Raw genomic sequence first — 17,167 nt, 5'->3', positions numbered from 1 at the left:
GCGCTATTCCCTGGTCGCGATCCAGATCACATGGCGTGCGCCGCCGCCCCTGCCGGTGGCGCGGATGGCAACCTCGTTGACGTCGAAGCCGGCGCTGCGCAGACGTTTTGCAAAGGGCGGATTGGGTCCGGACGACCAGACCGCCAGCACGCCGCCGGGGTGCAACGCCGCGTGCGCCGCTTTCAGTCCGGCTGAATCATAGAGCGCATCATTGGCCTTGCGGGTCAGGCCCTCCGGACCATTGTCGACATCCAGCAATATCGCATCGAAGGTTCGTGCACGCGACCGGATCACCTCGGTGACATCAGTCTCCAAAACGCTGACGCGGGGATCGATCAGGCTGTCGCCGAAAATCTCGGCCATCGGGCCGCGTGCCCAGGCCACCACCGCCGGCACCAGCTCAGCCACCACGACCTGCGCCTTGATTCCGAGCACGCCGAGTGCCGCCCGCACCGTAAAACCCATGCCGAGGCCGCCAATGAGCACATGCGGCTTTGCGACCTTTTCGATCTTCTTGGCTGCAAGCGTCGCGAGCGCGGCCTCGGAACCGCTGAGGCGGCTGTTCATCAGCTCGTTGGTGCCGAGCATGATGGAGAACTCGGCGCCGCGCCGCATCAGCCGCAAGTCGCCGTCGGTGCCGGGAACACGCGCGGTGTCGATTTTGACCCATGGAATCATCGGAGGGGTTCTAGCACAGGAACTGCCGTCGTCCCGGCGCAGGCCGGGACCCATAACTACCGGCCCACATGGATACGACAGATCGGTCGAACAGCATTTTGCAAACGCGACGGCACGGTGTATGGGTCCCGGCCTGCGCCGGGACGACACCGATTATTACCCGCCCGCCCACACATCCAGCACATAGCGATTCTTCGTACCCATCTCGTCGATCCAGCGCTGCCCGGCTTCCGCGCCGGCGCCGGAGCGTTCGCGATAGATCGCGACCAATGCGGCCTTGACGTCCGGTTCCATCTTGCCGCCATCGCCGCAGATATAGATGATCGCGCCCTGCTCGATCAGGCTCCATACCCGGTCCTTCTGCGCCGCGACCAGGTGCTGCACATAGGTCTTCGGCCCGTCGGCGCGCGAGAACGCGGTGTGCAGTTCGGTGATGCCATTGGCTACGAACGCTTTCAGCTCGTCGGCGTAGAGATAATCCTGTTCGGGATGACGGCAGCCGAAGAACAGCATCGCCGGCCCGAGGCTGGCTCCCTTCGCCTTGCGGTCGGCGCGCTCCTGCAGAAAACCGCGGAACGGCGCCAGGCCGGTGCCGGGCCCGATCATGATGATCGGCTGGGCGGCGTCGTCGGGCAGCCGGAAGCCCGCCTTGGTTTCGCGAACCGTGGCGTGGACGGTTCTCCCCCGCGCGGCGGCCGGCGAGATAATTCGAGCAGACGCCCCTGTAGATACCGCGGCCCGAACTTGCGGGCGCCTCTACCACGGCGACGGTGACGCTGCAGCGCGCGGGATCGCCAGCGGGCGACGACGAGATCGAATAATAGCGCGGCGCCAGCAGCGACAGCATTTCCAGATAGGCATGGAACGGCAGTTCGCAGGCCGGATGTTCCTCCAGCAGGTCGAACACCGATTTGCGCTTTCCCAGCACCTCGGTCCGGTACCGCTCCGTCGAATCGGCGTCGTCGCCGACAAGGCTAAGCAATTTCGGCTTGGTGACCGGACACCGGGTGTTTTCCGACATGATCTGGATCTGCTTGCGGGTCGCGACCTGCTGCAACTCGACGAACTCGGTCAGGAGACGCCCGACCGACACCGCGTCGCCGACCGGCAATTGCGCGCGGCGGCCTTCGGCGACCTGCAGCCGGATTTGATCGGCCGGCAAAAAGCCGAAGCGGCGCGCGACGGAATCGACCAGCGCCGGATCGTTGCGCGGCACTACGCTGAGGTGGTCACCGACGCGATAGGTGATGTTGGACGGCAGCTGCACCTCGATATGCCGGGTCGAGCGGTCGGATGGCTGGGCGCCCGCCTTGTTCTGCAACTCGGAATTGACCAGCATCTTCATCGGCGCAGCGCCGCCCAGGGCGACGATCGCATTCACCGCTGAGGGCGCCACCGGCTCGATCTTGTAGAGCGGCTCGTCGTCGGCGCTGCGCGTGATGTTCGAGGCGAGGCCGAACTCCTGCGCCGCCGCCGGTCCCAGTGCGGCGAACCATTTTTCGAACTGGCCATCGAGGTCGCTGCGGGCATCTCCCTCACCGCGCGCATAGACGCTGCGCCCGCCATGCGCGGCCAGTTGCTCGTCGATCCCGCGCGGAACCGATTGATAGGTCGCGGCCCAGTCGCTGTTGCCGCAGCCGAACACGGCATAGCGCAGCTTTGCAAAGGCATCCTTCGGCAAATCGCCGCCGAGCCATTTGACGAATTGCGTGGCATTGTCGGGCGCAGCGCCATTATAGGACGCACAGAAGATCAGGACGCCGCCCTGCTCCGGCAGCTTGCCGACGTAATCGTCGAGCGGCGCGAGTTTGGTCGCAAAGCCGTTGACCTCGGCGAGATCGGCGACCCGCGTCGCCAGCTCTTCCGCGGTGCCGAGGTTGGATCCATACAGAACAAGCAGCGGCGTGTTGTGTCCCGGACGCGTCCGGGCGCGAAGCGCCGCCGCGGTCGACACTGCGGCCGCCGCCGTACCGCCGGTGAACGCACCGCGCTCCCGGTCGGCGCGCGGACGAACCTTGATCTTGAAGCCGTCGGGCTTGATCGTCAGCGTTTCCTTCAGATGCATCTGGTAGCGATGGTTGTCGACCAGCTTGAAGCGCTGCAGGATCATGCCAATCGCCAGCGCCGCCTCATGCATGGCAAATCCGCGCCCGATACAGGCGCGCTGGCCGTTGCCGAACGGCTTCCACGCGTTGATCGGGCGCGCCGCCTCGGCCTCGCGGCTAAAGTTTTCCGGATCGAACTTGTCCGGGTTCGGTCCCCACACGCTCGGATCGCGGTGCAGCGCCATCACCAGCACGGTAATAAAAGTGTTCTTCCTCAGCTTGTATTTGCCGCCGATGGTTTCGTCATTGAGCGGCGCGATGCCGTAGGCCGGCGCCGGCGGCCACAGCCGCAGCGCCTCTTTCAGGATCTGCGTGATGTAGGTGAGCTGGGTGACCTGCTGATAGGTCGGCCGGGCGTTGGTATCGGGCCCGAGCACCCGGTCGACTTCCCCATAGGCCTTCTTGAGGATGTCGGGATGCTTGAGCAGCGCGTAGACCGTGCAGGACAACAGGCCGCTCGTGGTCTCGTGGCCCGCGATCAGAAACGTGTTGATCTGGTAGCGGATGTTGACGTCGTCGAGCTGCTCGCCGGTGGTGCGGTCGACGCCGGTCATCATGGCGCCGAGCATGTCCTTCTTGCCCTCGGCGGCTTCGGCGTTGCCGCGCCGCTCGGCGATGATCTCGTCGACCATCTTGTTCATGAAGGCGACGTCCTGCGCCAAATCCTTGCGGCGCTTCTGCAGCCACAGGCCCTCGAGCGGCAGGCCGCGGGTCATCATGATGGTCTCGAGCGAGCGCACCAGCGATTCGACGAACGGGTGGTAATCGCGGCGATAGAAGGAGTTGAAGCGGTAGTCGAACCCGCAGAGGCCGATGGTGTCGAGCGTCAGCGCCGTCATGTCGTGAACGACGTCGATCTCCTCGTCGGCGTTCAGCCGCTCCCATTTCTTGACCAGCTGCTCGGCGATATCGACCATGCTCGGGTGATAGGACTGCATCGCGCGGTTGCCGAACGGCTGCAGCAGGATGTTGTGCGCCTTGCTCCAGTTCGGCTCCGAGGTATCGGCGGTGAACAGCCCGTCGCCGCCGACCGCGCGAACCCGGCGCAGCGAGCCGCGCACCGCCTTGTCGAAGCGCGTTTCGTCGCTGAGTTCATCCACGAGATCGTGGCCCGACACGATCACCAGCGGCGCCCCCATCATGTCCAGCCAATAGATCGGCCCGAGCTCCCTGGTCAGCCTTACCAGATGCTGCACCGGCGCGTTCGGATCCAGCGACAGCATGTTGCCGACCACGGGCTTTTTCGGCGGATGCGGGATCGGACTGAGCTTATTGGGTGACGCCATTGCGAGTTTGTCTCCTGCCTGCCTCAACCGTCATTGCGAGCCCCCGGGTCGCGCGAATGCGCGCCCGATGATAAACTCAGCGAAGCAATCCATCGCGCGGCAAAAAGAAAGAATGGATTGCTTCGTCGCTGCGCTCCTCGCAATGACGAAATAGTTGTCCCCTGCGTCGCCTCACCCAAACCTCTTCCTACGCCATTCGATCAGCTTGGCGCTGACCTCTTCCGGCTTTTCCTGCTGCGTCCAATGGCCGCTGCCCCGGACCAGATATTTTTCCAGATCGGGAACGAGCTTCTCCATGCCGTCGGCGGCGGAGGGCGGCAGCACCGCGTCGTTCTCGGCCATGATCATCAGCGACGGCACCCGTACGGTGAAATCGAGGCCGGCCGAGCCCTGCCAGTTGCGGGTGAAGTTGCGATACCAGTTGATGCCGCCGGTGAAGCCCGTCTTCGTAAAGGTGTCGACGAAGACCTGCTTTTCCTCCGACGACAGGATCGGCGTGCGCGGATCGTGCTTGGCGTCGTAATTCGCGATCATCTGCGGAAACGCCAGATTGAGTCGCGCTGACGCGCCGACGCCCGCAATAGGCTGTTCTTCCGGCGTGCCTTCGGGGCGCGTCACCGGCTTGCGCATGAAGGCGTCGAAAGTCTGCTCGACACGGCTGCCGAAGATCTTGTCGGGTTCGCGGCCGGGGGCCTGAAACTGCACGATATACATGCTGTCGCCGAAGCGCTGGCGGAACAGCTCGATCGGATCCGCCGGCGCGCGACCCAGGTGAGGCGTGTTGACCCCGACGACCCCGGCGACGCGTGAAGGATGCCGCAGCGGCATCTGCCAGACGACAAAGCCGCCCCAGTCGTGGCCGACGAAAATCGCCTTGTCGATCTTCAGATGGTCGAGCAGGCCGACGAGATCGCCGGTCAGGTGCTCCATGTCATAGGCTTCGACCGGCTCCGGCCGGTCGGTCGCGCCATAGCCACGCTGGTCCGGCGCGATCACGCGGATGCCGGCCTCGCCCAGCGCCTTGATCTGGTAACGCCAGGAAAATGCGATCTCCGGCCAGCCATGGCAGAGAATGACCGGTGGCTTGTCGGTTGTCGGGCCCGCCTCGTAATAACCCATGCGGATCCCGTTGGTCTGGGCGAACTGCAGCGGCGGCATCTCTATCATCGAACGATCTCTGTTTTCTCTTGGGCATGATCTGTCGAAAAACCGGTTTCCCACCCCGCATCAACTGCGGGGCAGGCTTTTTTCGGATCATGCCCTATTCAGCTGCGCCCTTGATATCGGCGGGCGGTGGCGCGAACGCCTTTTCCAGCGCCTCGAATTCGAGCGGAAGCATGTCGCACAAAACCTGGACATGGGGAATGATGTTGGCGCCAGCGATGAAGCCGAAATCGAGCTGGTCGCGATAGCTCTGCACGGTGATGTTGAGCGCAAGCCCGTGGGTCGAGATTGACACAGGAAAGATGTGCAGCAATTCGGCGCCGGCCGCATAGAGCGTCTGCCGCGGCCCCGGCACGTTGGAGACCGTGATGTTCGCCGCCGGCGGCAGCACGTTGGAGAGATCGGAGCGGCTGTAGAGCAGCGCCATGATCTGAACCAGGATCGGCGTGCCCAGCATCGAGATATTAGAGACCTGCGGCATGAAGGCGCGCAGCGGATGCGACATCTCCTTCGACTTGGTGGATTGCGCGATGATGGTTTCCAGCCGCGTCTTGGGATCCTCGACGTTGGTGGCAATCGAGCAGATCATGCCGAACACCTGGTTGTTGGCGTCGGTGTTGCCCTCTTCGCGCAGCGAGATCGGCACCGCGGCGGTCATCGCCTTGGCCGGCAGGGCGCCGCGCTCCAAAAGATAGCGCCGCACCACGCCGGAGGCGAGCGCCAGCACGACGTCGTTGAGCTTGCCGCCGGATTGTTTGGCCAGCGCCTTGGCTTTCGACAGCGAGATCGAGGTGCCGGCAAAGCTGCGCTCCGACGAGATCGCCTTGTTCAGGATCGTCGAGGGCGAAACCATGCTGGCGATGCTGTCGCGCGATTTGGGATCGGTGACCTTGCCGATCACCTCGGAGACGCTCTTCAGCATCGTCGGCACGCTGCTGGCGAATTTCACCGCACTCTCGATCTGGAACATGGCGTTGTCGAACAGGATCGACCCGAGATCGCTCTTTCCGGAGCGCGGCAGGTCGATGGTCTTCGGGCTCGACGAGGCATCGAATGGCTGCCGCCAAAGCGCCTGATAGGAATCGATGAGGTTGGCGGCGATGTCGCGCGGCTCCGGCCCGCCCTTGGCCTGCGGAATCGGCGGCTCGACCACCCGCGGCACCGGCGTCACGTCGTAGATCATGTTGGTCAGCGCCGCGCCTGCGCCGCCGTCGATGCAGGCGTGATGCATCTTGGAGTAAAGCCCGATCTCGTTGTCCTTCATGCCCTCGAAGACATAAAATTCCCAGAGCGGACGGGCGCGGTTGAGCAGTTTGGCATGCATCCAGCCGACGATGCGCTCCAGCGTCGCACGGTCGTAGGGGGCCGGAAGGCTGCCGCGGAAAATATGACGGTCGATATCGAACTGGTCATCCTCGACCCAGGACGGATGATCGATGTCGAGCGGCGCCTTTTCCAGCCGCGCTTTCAGGATCGGCGCGATGTGCAGCCGGGAGGCGATCATCGCCTTGAACTCTTCGAAGAAATTGCCGTTGTAATTCTCGGGCAGGCGAAGGATCGCCATGCTTCCGACATGCATCGGCATTTCCGGCGTTTCCAGATACAGGAACGAGGCGTCCATCGAGGACAGCTTTTTGGCGTCGCTCATATTTTCCTCCCGAGAAACAAATCACGCGGCGCCTTGGCGGCGCTTCTGGCGTTCACACGACCCTGAAGATATCAGGACATCGATCAGGATTGTGCATTTTCCGGGGGCGCATATGCAATGGCAAACGGCCCCGATCGGTCAAATTGCTTGAATTCACCCTCCGGCTGCGCCAGCCGATCGGCCACCGCCCATAGCGCGGCGGGATTGACGCCCAGACCGACGTGGCTGGCGAGATAGACCTCGATATTTTCGGCCGTTTCGGACGGGCGCAGCAGGCAGGTGTGGTAGTTCACGATGCCATCGGTACGGGAATAGATCGAGGTAGCGGGAACCGGCAGGTCGCCGGCAATGGCCTCCCGGATCTCCGGATTGTCGTTCACGCCCTCGCCCGACAACGCTTCGTAGAGCCGCGTGGCGTTGGTCGCCCTGACATCATTGGCGAACGGACTGCCGAGCGTGATCACCGATCGCACCATGTCCGGCAGTTGCAGTGCGAGATCGCGCGCGTAGACGCCGCCGAGACTCCAGCCGACAATAGAGACCTTGCGCCCGGTGGTTTCGTGAATCCGTTTCAGGAGGTCGCGCAGCGCGCCGCGCAGACCGGAGATGCCGCCGAGATTGCGGCCCATGTTCCAGGCATAGGCGTCGTAGCCGAGTTCCTTGAGATATCTCCGCATCGGCGCCATCGAAAGGTCGCTGGCGAGAAATCCCGGCAGCGTCAGCACCGGATGACCGTCGCCCTTCGGCGCGCGCAGCAATAGCGGCGACAGCAGCAGGCTCGAATTGAGTTCGAACAGGCTCCTCGCCTCGGCCAGCATCAGGAACAGGCTCGGTGCACGAAGCTTTTTTTGTTCCGCCGGCGCGCTCCCGTCCGTCGCGGCCACTATTTCTTACTCTTGCTGGCGCCACCGAGGCCGGCCATGGTCACGAACATGTCCTGAAAGCGCTCGGCGATCTTGGGATCGAAGGTGAACCAGCTCTGCATGAGGGCTTCGGGCGAGACCTTTTCGATATTGCTCAGCATCTGCTGTTGCAGCTTGTCCATCACGGCCGTCTGCATCGGCTGCACATCCGGCAACCCAATGAACTGCCGGGCTTCGAGGGGCGTGCAATCTATTTCGACGTTTACCTTCATGACCGCTCCTTCTCTTGATCGCCTGCCGCAGTATCGCCGCGTCAGGCTGAGTCACGCAAGGACAAGACACTGCCCTTGCCCCTCATTCGTCCCACATGGTCAACCAAAACGCTCCACCGCAAAAGGCCTGATATCGGCGAACGGGACCTCGCCGGTCATCATCTCCGCCAGCAGGCGGCCGGTTGCAGGCCCGAGCGTCAGCCCATGGTGCTGGTGGCCGAAATCGAACCACAGCCCGGCATGGCGGGGCGCCTTGCCGATCACCGGCAGCATATCCGGCAAGCAGGGCCGCGCCCCCATCCAGGGTTTGGCCTCGATCGGGTCTCCCAGCGGAAACAGCGCATGCGCCCGCGGCAGCGCACGCAGCACCTGGAGCGGCGTCGGCGGCGCATCGCGGCGGGCGAACTCCACACCCGTGGTCATGCGAATGCCGCGGTTCATCGGCGCCAGCAGGTAGCCGAGATCGGAGTCCAGAACGGGATGATTGAGCACGGCATTGCCGCGCGGCTGAAGATGCAGATGATAGCCGCGCTTGACGTTGAGCGGGATCGAATAGCCGAGCGGACCGAATATCTGATCGGACCACGGCCCCATCGCGACGACGACCTCGCGCGCGGTCACCGCCCCCTCCAGCGTCGCCACCCGCCACCGCCCGCCGGACGCTTCGAGCGTTCGCGCGTCGCCGACGAGAAACCGCCCGCCCTTGCGGCCGAACAGCGCCGCATAGGCCTTGGCGAGGCCCCCGGGATCGGGAACGAAGCCGGGTGTTGGAAAATAAGTTGCGCCGGCGAAGTCACCGGTCAGATTGGGCTCGCGCGCCGCGATCGCCTTGGGATCGAGAATCTCGCTCGCAACGCCATATTGTTTGGCGCGTTCGAGGTCGCGGCCGGCATTGGCAAGCGTCGCTTCGGAGCGAAACAGCTTGATCCAGCCGGTGCGCCGCAACAACTCCGGCACCCTGGCTTCCGAGATCAGCGCCTCGTGCTCGATCAGGCTGCGCTGGATCAGCGGCAATTCGGCCATCGCGCTGTGCAGTGCCCGCGCCGGCGAAGACGCCAGATAATAGCGCACCAGCCACGGCAGGAATGCCGGAAGATCGGACAGGCTGTAGCGCACCTGCGGCGAGCGATTCATCGCGTATCGCAGGATCTGGCTGAAATCCCGCGGAAACATGTAGGGAAACACCGAGGCGCATTCGATCAGCCCGCCGTTTCCAAAGCTGGTCTCTTCGCCGGCGAGCGCGTGCTTGTCGATCAGGACCACATCGCGGCCCCGCTTCTGCAGATGCAACGCAGCGCCGACGCCGACCATGCCCGCACCCAGGACGAGTACATCGGCCTTCAATTCCGCCATCGGCACTCCGAAAGTTGAATGTCACGCAGTTGCGCGCGCGGCTTAAGGTGAAGCTAGTCATTGCGGCATTGCGACGCAAACCGGTTCGCCAATACGGGAAATCGCGCTTGCGCGGCGGCCAAACTCTGGCAACAATACAAAAAGGTAATATCTGCCGGTAGCGCGCGAACCGGCTGATCATAACGGGAACAAGGTCATATGTCGGTACGTCAGAGTTTGCTTGCAAGGGCCACAGCCTTAACTGTCGCGATTGCGACGCTGCCGGCATCGGCCCAAACCTTGCGCTACGCCAACCAGGGCGACCTGAAATCGCTGGATCCCTATACGCTCAAGGAAACCACGACCATCGCCCATCATGCGCATGTCTATGAGGGCCTGGTCACCCGCGACAAGGATCTGAAGATCGTTCCGGTATTGGCGGAAAGCTGGGAAATCCTGAAACCAACCCAGTGGCGCTTCCATCTGCGCAAGGGCGTCAAGTTCCACAATGGCGACCCCTTCACCGCCGAGGACGTGATCTTCTCCGCGGATCGCGTGCGTGCCACAGGCTCCAATTTTCTGACCAACGTTGCGACCGACGCGAAGTTCGTCAAGGTTGACGATTACACGGTCGACGTGATGCTCGACTCGCCCAATCCGATTCTCGTTTCGCAATGGGACGGCTGGTTCATCATGGACAAGAAGTGGTGCCAGGAAAACAACTCGGTGGCGCCGACGCCCGCCTCGGCGACCTCGCCGAGCTACGCATCGCTGCACGAAAACGGCACCGGCCCATTCTACATCGAGAGCCATCAGCCGGGCGTGAAGACCGTGTTCAAGGTTAACCCGAACTGGTGGGGCAAGCCCGAACATAATCTGAAGGAAATCGACTTCACGCCGATCGCTTCCGCCGCGACGCGCGTTGCCGCCCTGCTCTCGGGCGAAGTCGACGTCATCGAGCCGGTTCCGATTCAGGACATTGAACGCGTCAATGCGAGCGGGATCGCCAAGGTTCTGACCGGGCCGGAACTGCGCACCATCTTCCTCGGCATGGACCAGACCCGCGACGAATTGCTGTACTCGAACGTCAAGGGCAAGAACCCGTTCAAGGACATCCGCGTCCGCGAAGCCTTCTACAAGGCGGTCGACGTCGACCTGATCCAGAAACGCGTGATGCGCGGCCTCTCGACCCCGTCGGCGCTGATGGTCGCCCCGCCGCTGTTTGCGCTTTCCAGGGAGTTCACGCGGCCGAAATTTGACCCCGACGGGGCCAAGAAACTGCTGACCGAGGCCGGTTACCCCAGCGGCTTCGAAGTCACGATGGATTGCCCCAACGACCGTTACGTCAATGATTCCGCGATCTGCCAGGCCGTGGTCGGCATGCTGGCGCGCATCGGCGTCAAGGTTGACCTCCTGGCGCAGCCGAAGCAGCAGTACTTCGCCAAGGTCTTGAAGCCCGGCGGGTTCAAGACCTCGTTCTATATGTTGGGCTGGACGCCGGCCTCATCGGATTCGCACAACGTGCTGCACGACATCATGGGCTGCCGGGACGACGAAAAGGACCCCAACCGCGGCGAAGCCAATCTCGGCGGGTACTGCAACAGGGAACTGGACGTCCTCACCGACAAGATCCTGGTCGAGACCGATGCGGCCAAGCGCGACCAGTTGATCAAGCAGGCCTTCGAAATCGGAAACAAGGACTACAGCTACGTCCCGCTGCACCAGCAGGCCCTGGCCTGGGGCGTCTCGAACAAGGTGAAATTGACCCAGCGCGCCGACAACGAAGTGCTGTTGTACTGGGCGACAAAGCAGGAGTAGCAGCTTGAATGCACAGGTCCTGGGAGCCTCGCGCTTCCGGGACTTTTCGTTACGGTTCGCAATGACGCGCACCACACCTACAGAGAAGTGAAAGGATCACATGCTCGCTTTCACTCTTCGCCGGGCGCTCCAGGCCGTGGGCGTCATGATCGCCGTCGGCATCATCGCGTTCTCGATGTTCCGGTTCGCCGGCGACCCCGTCAACCAGATGGTTGCGATCGACACCTCGGCCGCCGAGCGCGCCGCGATCCGCCAGTCCCTCGGCCTGAACGATCCCGTGCCGGTCCAGTTCGTGCGCTATTTCGCCAACGCCACGCAATTCAAATTTGGCGTCTCCTACCAGTTTCGCCAGCCGGTCTCGGACCTCCTGAAGGAGCGAATGCCGGCGACGCTGGAACTTGCGATCTGCGCCACGATTTTCGCGATGGTGTTCGGCATCCTGATGGGCGTCTATTCGGCGCTGCGGCGTGACACCGTGCTTGCCAAAATATTCCAGGCGGTATCGCTGATCGGAATCTCGCTGCCGACTTTTCTGATCGGCATTCTCCTGATCTATTTGTTCGCGGTGACGCTGGGCTGGCTGCCCTCGTTCGGCCGCGGCGAGGTGGTGCGGCTCGGCTGGTGGACCACCGGCCTGCTCACGGTTTCCGGCCTCAAGGCGCTGATCATGCCGTCGATCACGCTTGGCTTGTTCCAGATGACCCTGATCATGCGGCTGGTGCGCGCCGAAATGCTCGAAGTGCTCCGCACCGACTATATCCGCTTCGCCCGCGCCCGCGGGCTGACGACGCGCGCCATCCATTTCGGCCACGCGCTGAAGAACACGCTGGTTCCCGTGATCACGGTGGCCGGGCTGCAGTTTGGCTCGGTTATTGCATTTGCAATCATCACCGAAACCGTATTCCAGTGGCCCGGCATGGGCTTGCTGTTCGTACAGGCAGTGCAAAACGTGGATATCCCGATCATGGCGGCGTACCTGCTGATGGTGTCGCTGATCTTCGTCACCATCAATCTCGTGGTCGATATCCTCTATACCGTGGTCGATCCGCGCTTGCGCTCGACCATCAGCCGTCCGGGCTAGAGCGAGATTTTCATGTCCGACGCCGTTGTCCCGCATCAAGCCGAACCGAGCGCACCGCGCGGCCGCGCCGGCCGCGGCTGGTTGCGGCGCGCGCTCGAAAGCGACGTGTTCTATTCATTCCGCCGTTCCAGACTGACGATGGTGGCGGCGGCCATCACGATCCTGTTTTTCCTGCTGGCGATCTTCGCTTCCGTCCTGGCCGTTCAGAACCCGTTCGATCCGGCACAGTTGCAGCTGATGAATTCGCGCATCGCGCCGCTGTGGACAGCCGACGGCCAAAGCCCGTTCCTGCTCGGCACCGATGAGCAGGGCCGCGACGTGCTTTCGGCGATCCTGTACGGCCTGCGGATTTCGCTCGTGGTCGGCGTGCTCGGCGTCGTGTTCTCCGGCGCGCTCGGCATCATGCTCGGCCTGATCGCGGGCTATGTCGGCGGCGCCGTCGACAGCCTGATCATGCGGATCGCCGACGTGCAGCTCACCTTCCCTGCCATTTTGATCGCTCTGCTCGTCAACGGCGTGGTCAAGTCGGTGTTCGGCAACCGGCTGGACGCGATGAACATGCTGGCCGTGCTAGTGGTTGCGATCGGCCTTAGCTTCTGGGTGCAATATGCCCGCACCGTGCGCGGCTCGGTCCTGGTGGAGAAGAGCAAGGATTACGTCGCCGCAGCGCAGCTGATCGGCCTGCCTGCCCCCGTCATCATGCTGCGTCACGTGCTGCCCAACACGATGGGGCCGATCCTCGTCATCGCCACCATCAACCTCGCGCTTGCCATCATCACCGAGGCGACGCTGTCGTTTCTCGGTTCAGGGATGCCCGATACCATGCCCTCGCTCGGCACCCTGATCGGCATCGGCAACAATTATCTGTTTTCCGGCGAATGGTGGATCGTCGCCTTCCCCGGCATGGCGCTCGCGGCGTTGATCCTTTCCATCAACCTGCTCGGCGACTGGCTGCGCGACGCGCTCAATCCGAAACTCAGATGAGACGCGGCTTTCTCAGAGATTTGGCTGTATGACCGCTCCTGTTCTCTCGGTGCGTAATCTCGAGGTGGAGTTCGTCACCCGCCACCATACGCTGCGCGCCATCGACGGCGTTTCATTCGACATCGCCAAGGGCGAAGTGCTGGGCGTGGTCGGGGAATCCGGCGCCGGCAAATCGGTCACGGGACTTGCCGTGATCGGGCTGATCGACCCGCCCGGCCGGATCGCCGGCGGCGAGATCCATCTGTCGGGGATGCGGATCGATCATCTGCCGCCGGAAGAGATCCGCCGCATCCGCGGAAAACGCATCGGCATGATCTTTCAGGATCCGCTGACCAGCCTCAATCCGCTGTACCGGATCGGCGACCAGATCATCGAGACCATCCGCACCCACAGCCATCTGTCGGAGTCCGCAGCGCGCAAGCGCGCCATCGATCTGTTGGCCGAGGTCGGCATTCCCGCACCGGAAAAGCGCATCGACGCCTATCCGCACGAATTCTCCGGCGGCATGCGCCAGCGCGTCGTGATTGCGCTGGCGATCTGCGCCGGGCCGGAGCTGATCATCGCGGACGAACCGACCACCGCGCTCGACGTCTCCGTCCAGGCCCAGATCATCTCCTTGATCAAGCGCCTCGGCCGCGATCACGGCACAGCCGTCATGCTGGTGACCCACGACATGGGCGTGATCGCCGAAACCTCCGACCGGGTTGCTGTGATGTATTCCGGCCGGATTGCAGAGATCGGGCCGGTACAGGACGTCGTGCAGAACCCGCTGCATCCCTATGCCAAGGGCCTGATGGGCGCGATCCCGACACTAGCGGGCGAAGACAAGCGGCTGGTGCAGATTCCAGGTTCGATGCCGCGGCTGTCGGCGATCCCGCCGGGCTGCTCGTTCAACCCGCGCTGCGCGTTCGCGTTCGATCGCTGCCGCGTCGAACGGCCGGAGCCAATTCCGCACGCCACGCAGGCGGTGGCCTGCCATCTCTACGACCCCGCCGCCAAGGAAAACGTCAAGGAGACCGCGGCATGAGCCCGGCACCCTTCATCGACGTCAGGAATTTGCGCCGCGTGTTCGACGTTTCAAAACCGTGGCTGAACCGGGTGCTCGAAGGCGGCCATCTGGAATTTCTCAAAGCGGTCGACGGCGTCACCTTCGATATCAGGCGGGGCGAGACGTTTGCGCTGGTCGGCGAATCCGGTTCGGGAAAGACTACCGTCGCGCGCATGGTGGTCGGACTGTTGCCGCCGAGTTCCGGCGAGGTGATCATCGACGGCATTTCGATGACTGACCGCAAGCAATCGCAGGCACGCCAGCGTCTGCGCCGCCGCATCCAGATGATTTTTCAGGACCCCTATGCGAGCCTCAATCCGCGCTTCCGGGTCGATGCCATTGTCGCAGAACCGATTCGCGCCTTCGATCTGATCCGGGGCGAGCGCGACATCAGGGCGCGCGTCGGGGAGTTGTTGAACCTGGTCGGCCTGCATGCCGATGACGGCCTGAAATTTCCGCATGAGTTCTCCGGCGGCCAGCGGCAGCGCATCGCGATTGCGCGGGCGCTGGCCTCGGAAGCCGAATTCATCGTCTGTGACGAGCCGACCTCGGCGCTGGACGTCTCCGTGCAGGCGCAGATCCTCAATCTGATGCGCGACCTGCAGGACAAATTCGGTCTGACCTATCTCTTCATCAGCCATAACCTCGCGGTGGTCCGCCACATGGCGAGCCGCATCGGCGTGATGTATCTCGGCCGCATCGTCGAGATCGCTGAGGGGCGCGAACTCTTCAACAATCCGCGGATGCCCTATACCAAGATGCTGCTCGGCGCGGTTCCCGATCTCGCCATGTCCGGCCGGCAGCGGATTCCGGTCAAAGGCGAAATCCCCAATCCGATCGATCCGCCGCCCGGCTGCGCCTTCAATCCGCGCTGCCCGCTGGCGTTCGATCTCTGCCGCAAGGTGGCGCCTTCGCTGATCGACGGCGTCGCCTGTCACGCCGTCAACAATCCGGTCCCGGCTAAAGCTTCCGCGACGCGGATGGGAGCCAACCCTGTCAACCAAACGGTTGGCAGCGGGCCTCGCCTGTGATCAAGTGCGCCCGCACCAAGATACCAGCGCAAACGAAACGATAGGTTCCCATGGGCAATATCAATCCCGATCCGTTCACGACCCGGCCTGAAATCGAAGGCACGTTCGGGGTCGTCACCTCGACCCACTGGATCGCGACCGCCGTCGGGATGGGTATTTTGGAGAAAGGCGGCAACGCCTTCGACGCCGGCGTCGCCACCGCCTTTACGCTGCAGGTGGTCGAGCCGCATCTGAACGGCCCGGGCGGCGACGTCCCGATCATCGTGCATGACACCAGGCGCGCGCGCACCGAGGTGATCTGCGGCCAGGGCCCTGCGCCTTCGAAAGCGACCATTGCCCATTATCGCAGCGAGGGGCTGGAGATGGTGCCCGGCACCGGACTTCTCGCCGCCTGCGTGCCCGGCACATTCGAATCCTGGATGCTGCTGTTGCGCGACTACGGCACGATGCGGCTGCGCGACGTGCTGGAACCCGCGATCGCCTATGCCCGCGACGGTTACCCGCTGGTCGAGCGCGCCGCCGCCACCATCCAGATCGTCGAAAAACTATTCCGCACGCATTGGAAGACGTCGGCGGCGGTCTATTTGCCGAACAATGAGGTGCCCAAACCCGGCACGCTCTTCAGCAACAAGACGCTTTCGGAAACCTATACGCGCATTCTCAAGGAGGCCGAAAGCGCGGGAAGCGACCGCACAGCCCAAATCGAAGCCGCGCGAAAGGCCTGGTCGCACGGTTTTGTGGCCGAGGCGATCGACAAATTCTGCCGCACCCAGGACGTGATGGACGTCAGCGGCTCGCCGCATCGCGGCGTGCTCTCGGCCGACGACATGGCACGCTGGCAGCCGACCATCGAGGCGCCGCTGACCTATGATTACGGCCGCTACACCGTGTGCAAGGCGGGGGTCTGGAGCCAGGGCCCCGTGATGCTGCAGCAGCTCGCGCTGTTGAAGGGATTTGAGCTCGACGGGCTCGATCCCGCCGGCCCCGAATTCATCCATCTTCAGATCGAGGCAGCCAAGCTTGCCTTCGCCGACCGCGAGAAATTCTATGGCGATCCCAAGTTCACGGAGATCCCGATCGCGACCTTGCTGTCGGACGCCTATAACGACGAACGCCGCAAGCTGATCTCACTGGATAAAGCCTCGCTCGACTTCGTCCCCGGCTCGGTCGAAGGGTTTGGCTCAGTGGTCAAGCTGCGCCGCGCCGAAGGCCATCGCGAGGCCGTCGGCGCGATGGGCGCGGGCGAGCCGACCGTTGGCCGGTTCGGCGAGGTGCGCGGCGACACCGTGCATTTCGACATCATCGATCAGGCCGGCAACATGATCTCGGCGACGCCGTCCGGCGGCTGGCTGCAATCCTCGCCGGTTATTCCGGAACTCGGCTTCTGCCTCGGCAGCCGCGCCCAGATGTTCTGGCTCGAGGAAGATCATCCGGCAGCACTGGCACCGGGCAAACGGCCGCGCACCACGCTCTCGCCCACCATGTGCTATCGCGACGGCGAGCCGTACATGGCCTGGGGTTCGCCCGGCGGCGACCAGCAGGATCAGTGGACCACGCAGTTCTTCCTGCGGCATGTCCACGCCAAACTGAACCTGCAGGAAGCGATCGACGCGCCGGCCTGGCATTCCGAACATTTCCCGATTTCGTTCTGGCCGCGCACCGCGCGTCCCGGCGTGCTCGTGGTCGAAAACCGCGTGCCGAAGGCGACCGTGGATACGCTCAAGAGCCGCGGCCACGTCGTCGAGATCGGGCCCGACTGGTCGGAGGGACGCCTGACCGCGGCTTCCAAGGTAGGCCGCCGCCGCCGCGCCGCCGCCAATCCGCGGGGCATGCAGGGCTATGCGGCCGGACGGTAAA

General features: G+C 63.5%; 12 protein-coding genes and 1 pseudogene. 6 read left to right on the top strand and 7 right to left on the bottom strand.

What is annotated here, in order from left to right:
- Positions 1-3 precede the first annotated feature (3 nt).
- The 7 genes and pseudogenes from V1289_RS38070 to V1289_RS38040 form a co-directional block, all read right to left on the bottom strand.
- A complete protein-coding gene (locus tag V1289_RS38070) occupies positions 4-678 on the bottom strand; it encodes a spermidine synthase (RefSeq protein ID WP_334404032.1) in 675 nt (224 codons plus the stop codon).
- A gap of 156 nt (positions 679-834) precedes the next feature.
- Positions 835-4,069: pseudogene (locus V1289_RS38065) on the bottom strand (bifunctional cytochrome P450/NADPH--P450 reductase).
- Positions 4,070-4,240: 171 nt separating this feature from the next.
- A complete protein-coding gene (locus V1289_RS38060; RefSeq protein WP_334404031.1) occupies positions 4,241-5,236 on the bottom strand; it encodes an alpha/beta fold hydrolase in 996 nt (331 codons plus the stop codon).
- A gap of 94 nt (positions 5,237-5,330) precedes the next feature.
- Positions 5,331-6,881, bottom strand: coding sequence for a WS/DGAT/MGAT family O-acyltransferase (locus tag V1289_RS38055; protein WP_334404030.1), 1,551 nt, complete (start codon positions 6,879-6,881; stop codon positions 5,331-5,333).
- Positions 6,882-6,964: 83 nt separating this feature from the next.
- The gene (locus V1289_RS38050) at positions 6,965-7,768 is read right to left on the bottom strand and encodes an esterase/lipase family protein (protein ID WP_334407825.1); all 804 of its coding nucleotides are present in this window, start codon (positions 7,766-7,768) and stop codon (positions 6,965-6,967) included.
- On the bottom strand, positions 7,765-8,016 hold the full coding sequence (locus V1289_RS38045; protein ID WP_074280644.1) for a DUF6489 family protein: 252 nt from the start codon (positions 8,014-8,016) through the stop codon (positions 7,765-7,767). Before V1289_RS38045 ends, V1289_RS38050 begins: the two co-directional genes overlap by 4 nt.
- A gap of 99 nt (positions 8,017-8,115) precedes the next feature.
- Positions 8,116-9,369, bottom strand: coding sequence for an NAD(P)/FAD-dependent oxidoreductase (locus V1289_RS38040; protein ID WP_334404028.1), 1,254 nt, complete (start codon positions 9,367-9,369; stop codon positions 8,116-8,118).
- Between the two features lie 198 nt (positions 9,370-9,567).
- On the opposite strand from V1289_RS38040, the gene V1289_RS38035 reads away from it, so the two are divergent.
- From V1289_RS38035 to V1289_RS38010, 6 genes are all read left to right on the top strand, one after another.
- Complete coding sequence (locus V1289_RS38035) at positions 9,568-11,166, top strand: ABC transporter substrate-binding protein (protein ID WP_334404026.1); 1,599 nt, start codon at positions 9,568-9,570, stop codon at positions 11,164-11,166.
- A 100-nt stretch (positions 11,167-11,266) separates the two neighbouring features.
- On the top strand, positions 11,267-12,247 hold the full coding sequence (locus V1289_RS38030; RefSeq protein WP_334404024.1) for an ABC transporter permease: 981 nt from the start codon (positions 11,267-11,269) through the stop codon (positions 12,245-12,247).
- Positions 12,248-12,259: 12 nt separating this feature from the next.
- Positions 12,260-13,231 carry an ABC transporter permease gene (locus V1289_RS38025; RefSeq protein ID WP_334404022.1) on the top strand — a complete coding sequence of 324 codons (972 nt, stop codon included), beginning with the start codon at positions 12,260-12,262 and terminating at the stop codon, positions 13,229-13,231.
- A gap of 28 nt (positions 13,232-13,259) precedes the next feature.
- Complete coding sequence (locus V1289_RS38020; RefSeq protein ID WP_334404020.1) at positions 13,260-14,258, top strand: ABC transporter ATP-binding protein; 999 nt, start codon at positions 13,260-13,262, stop codon at positions 14,256-14,258.
- Positions 14,255-15,310: an ABC transporter ATP-binding protein gene (locus V1289_RS38015; protein ID WP_334404018.1), complete on the top strand. Its 1,056-nt coding sequence runs from the start codon at positions 14,255-14,257 to the stop codon at positions 15,308-15,310. Before V1289_RS38020 ends, V1289_RS38015 begins: the two co-directional genes overlap by 4 nt.
- A gap of 50 nt (positions 15,311-15,360) precedes the next feature.
- Positions 15,361-17,166 (top strand): gamma-glutamyltransferase family protein, encoded by a 1,806-nt coding sequence (locus V1289_RS38010; protein WP_334404016.1) that lies wholly within the window; start codon positions 15,361-15,363, stop codon positions 17,164-17,166.
- The last annotated feature ends 1 nt before the right edge of the window (position 17,167 follow it).

Origin of the sequence: Bradyrhizobium sp. AZCC 2289 (assembly GCF_036924615.1) — a bacterium.
Lineage (GTDB): Bacteria > Pseudomonadota > Alphaproteobacteria > Rhizobiales > Xanthobacteraceae > Bradyrhizobium.
The sequence above is the reverse complement of the archived record's forward strand: the minus strand, read 5'-3'. Positions and strand labels throughout refer to the sequence as shown.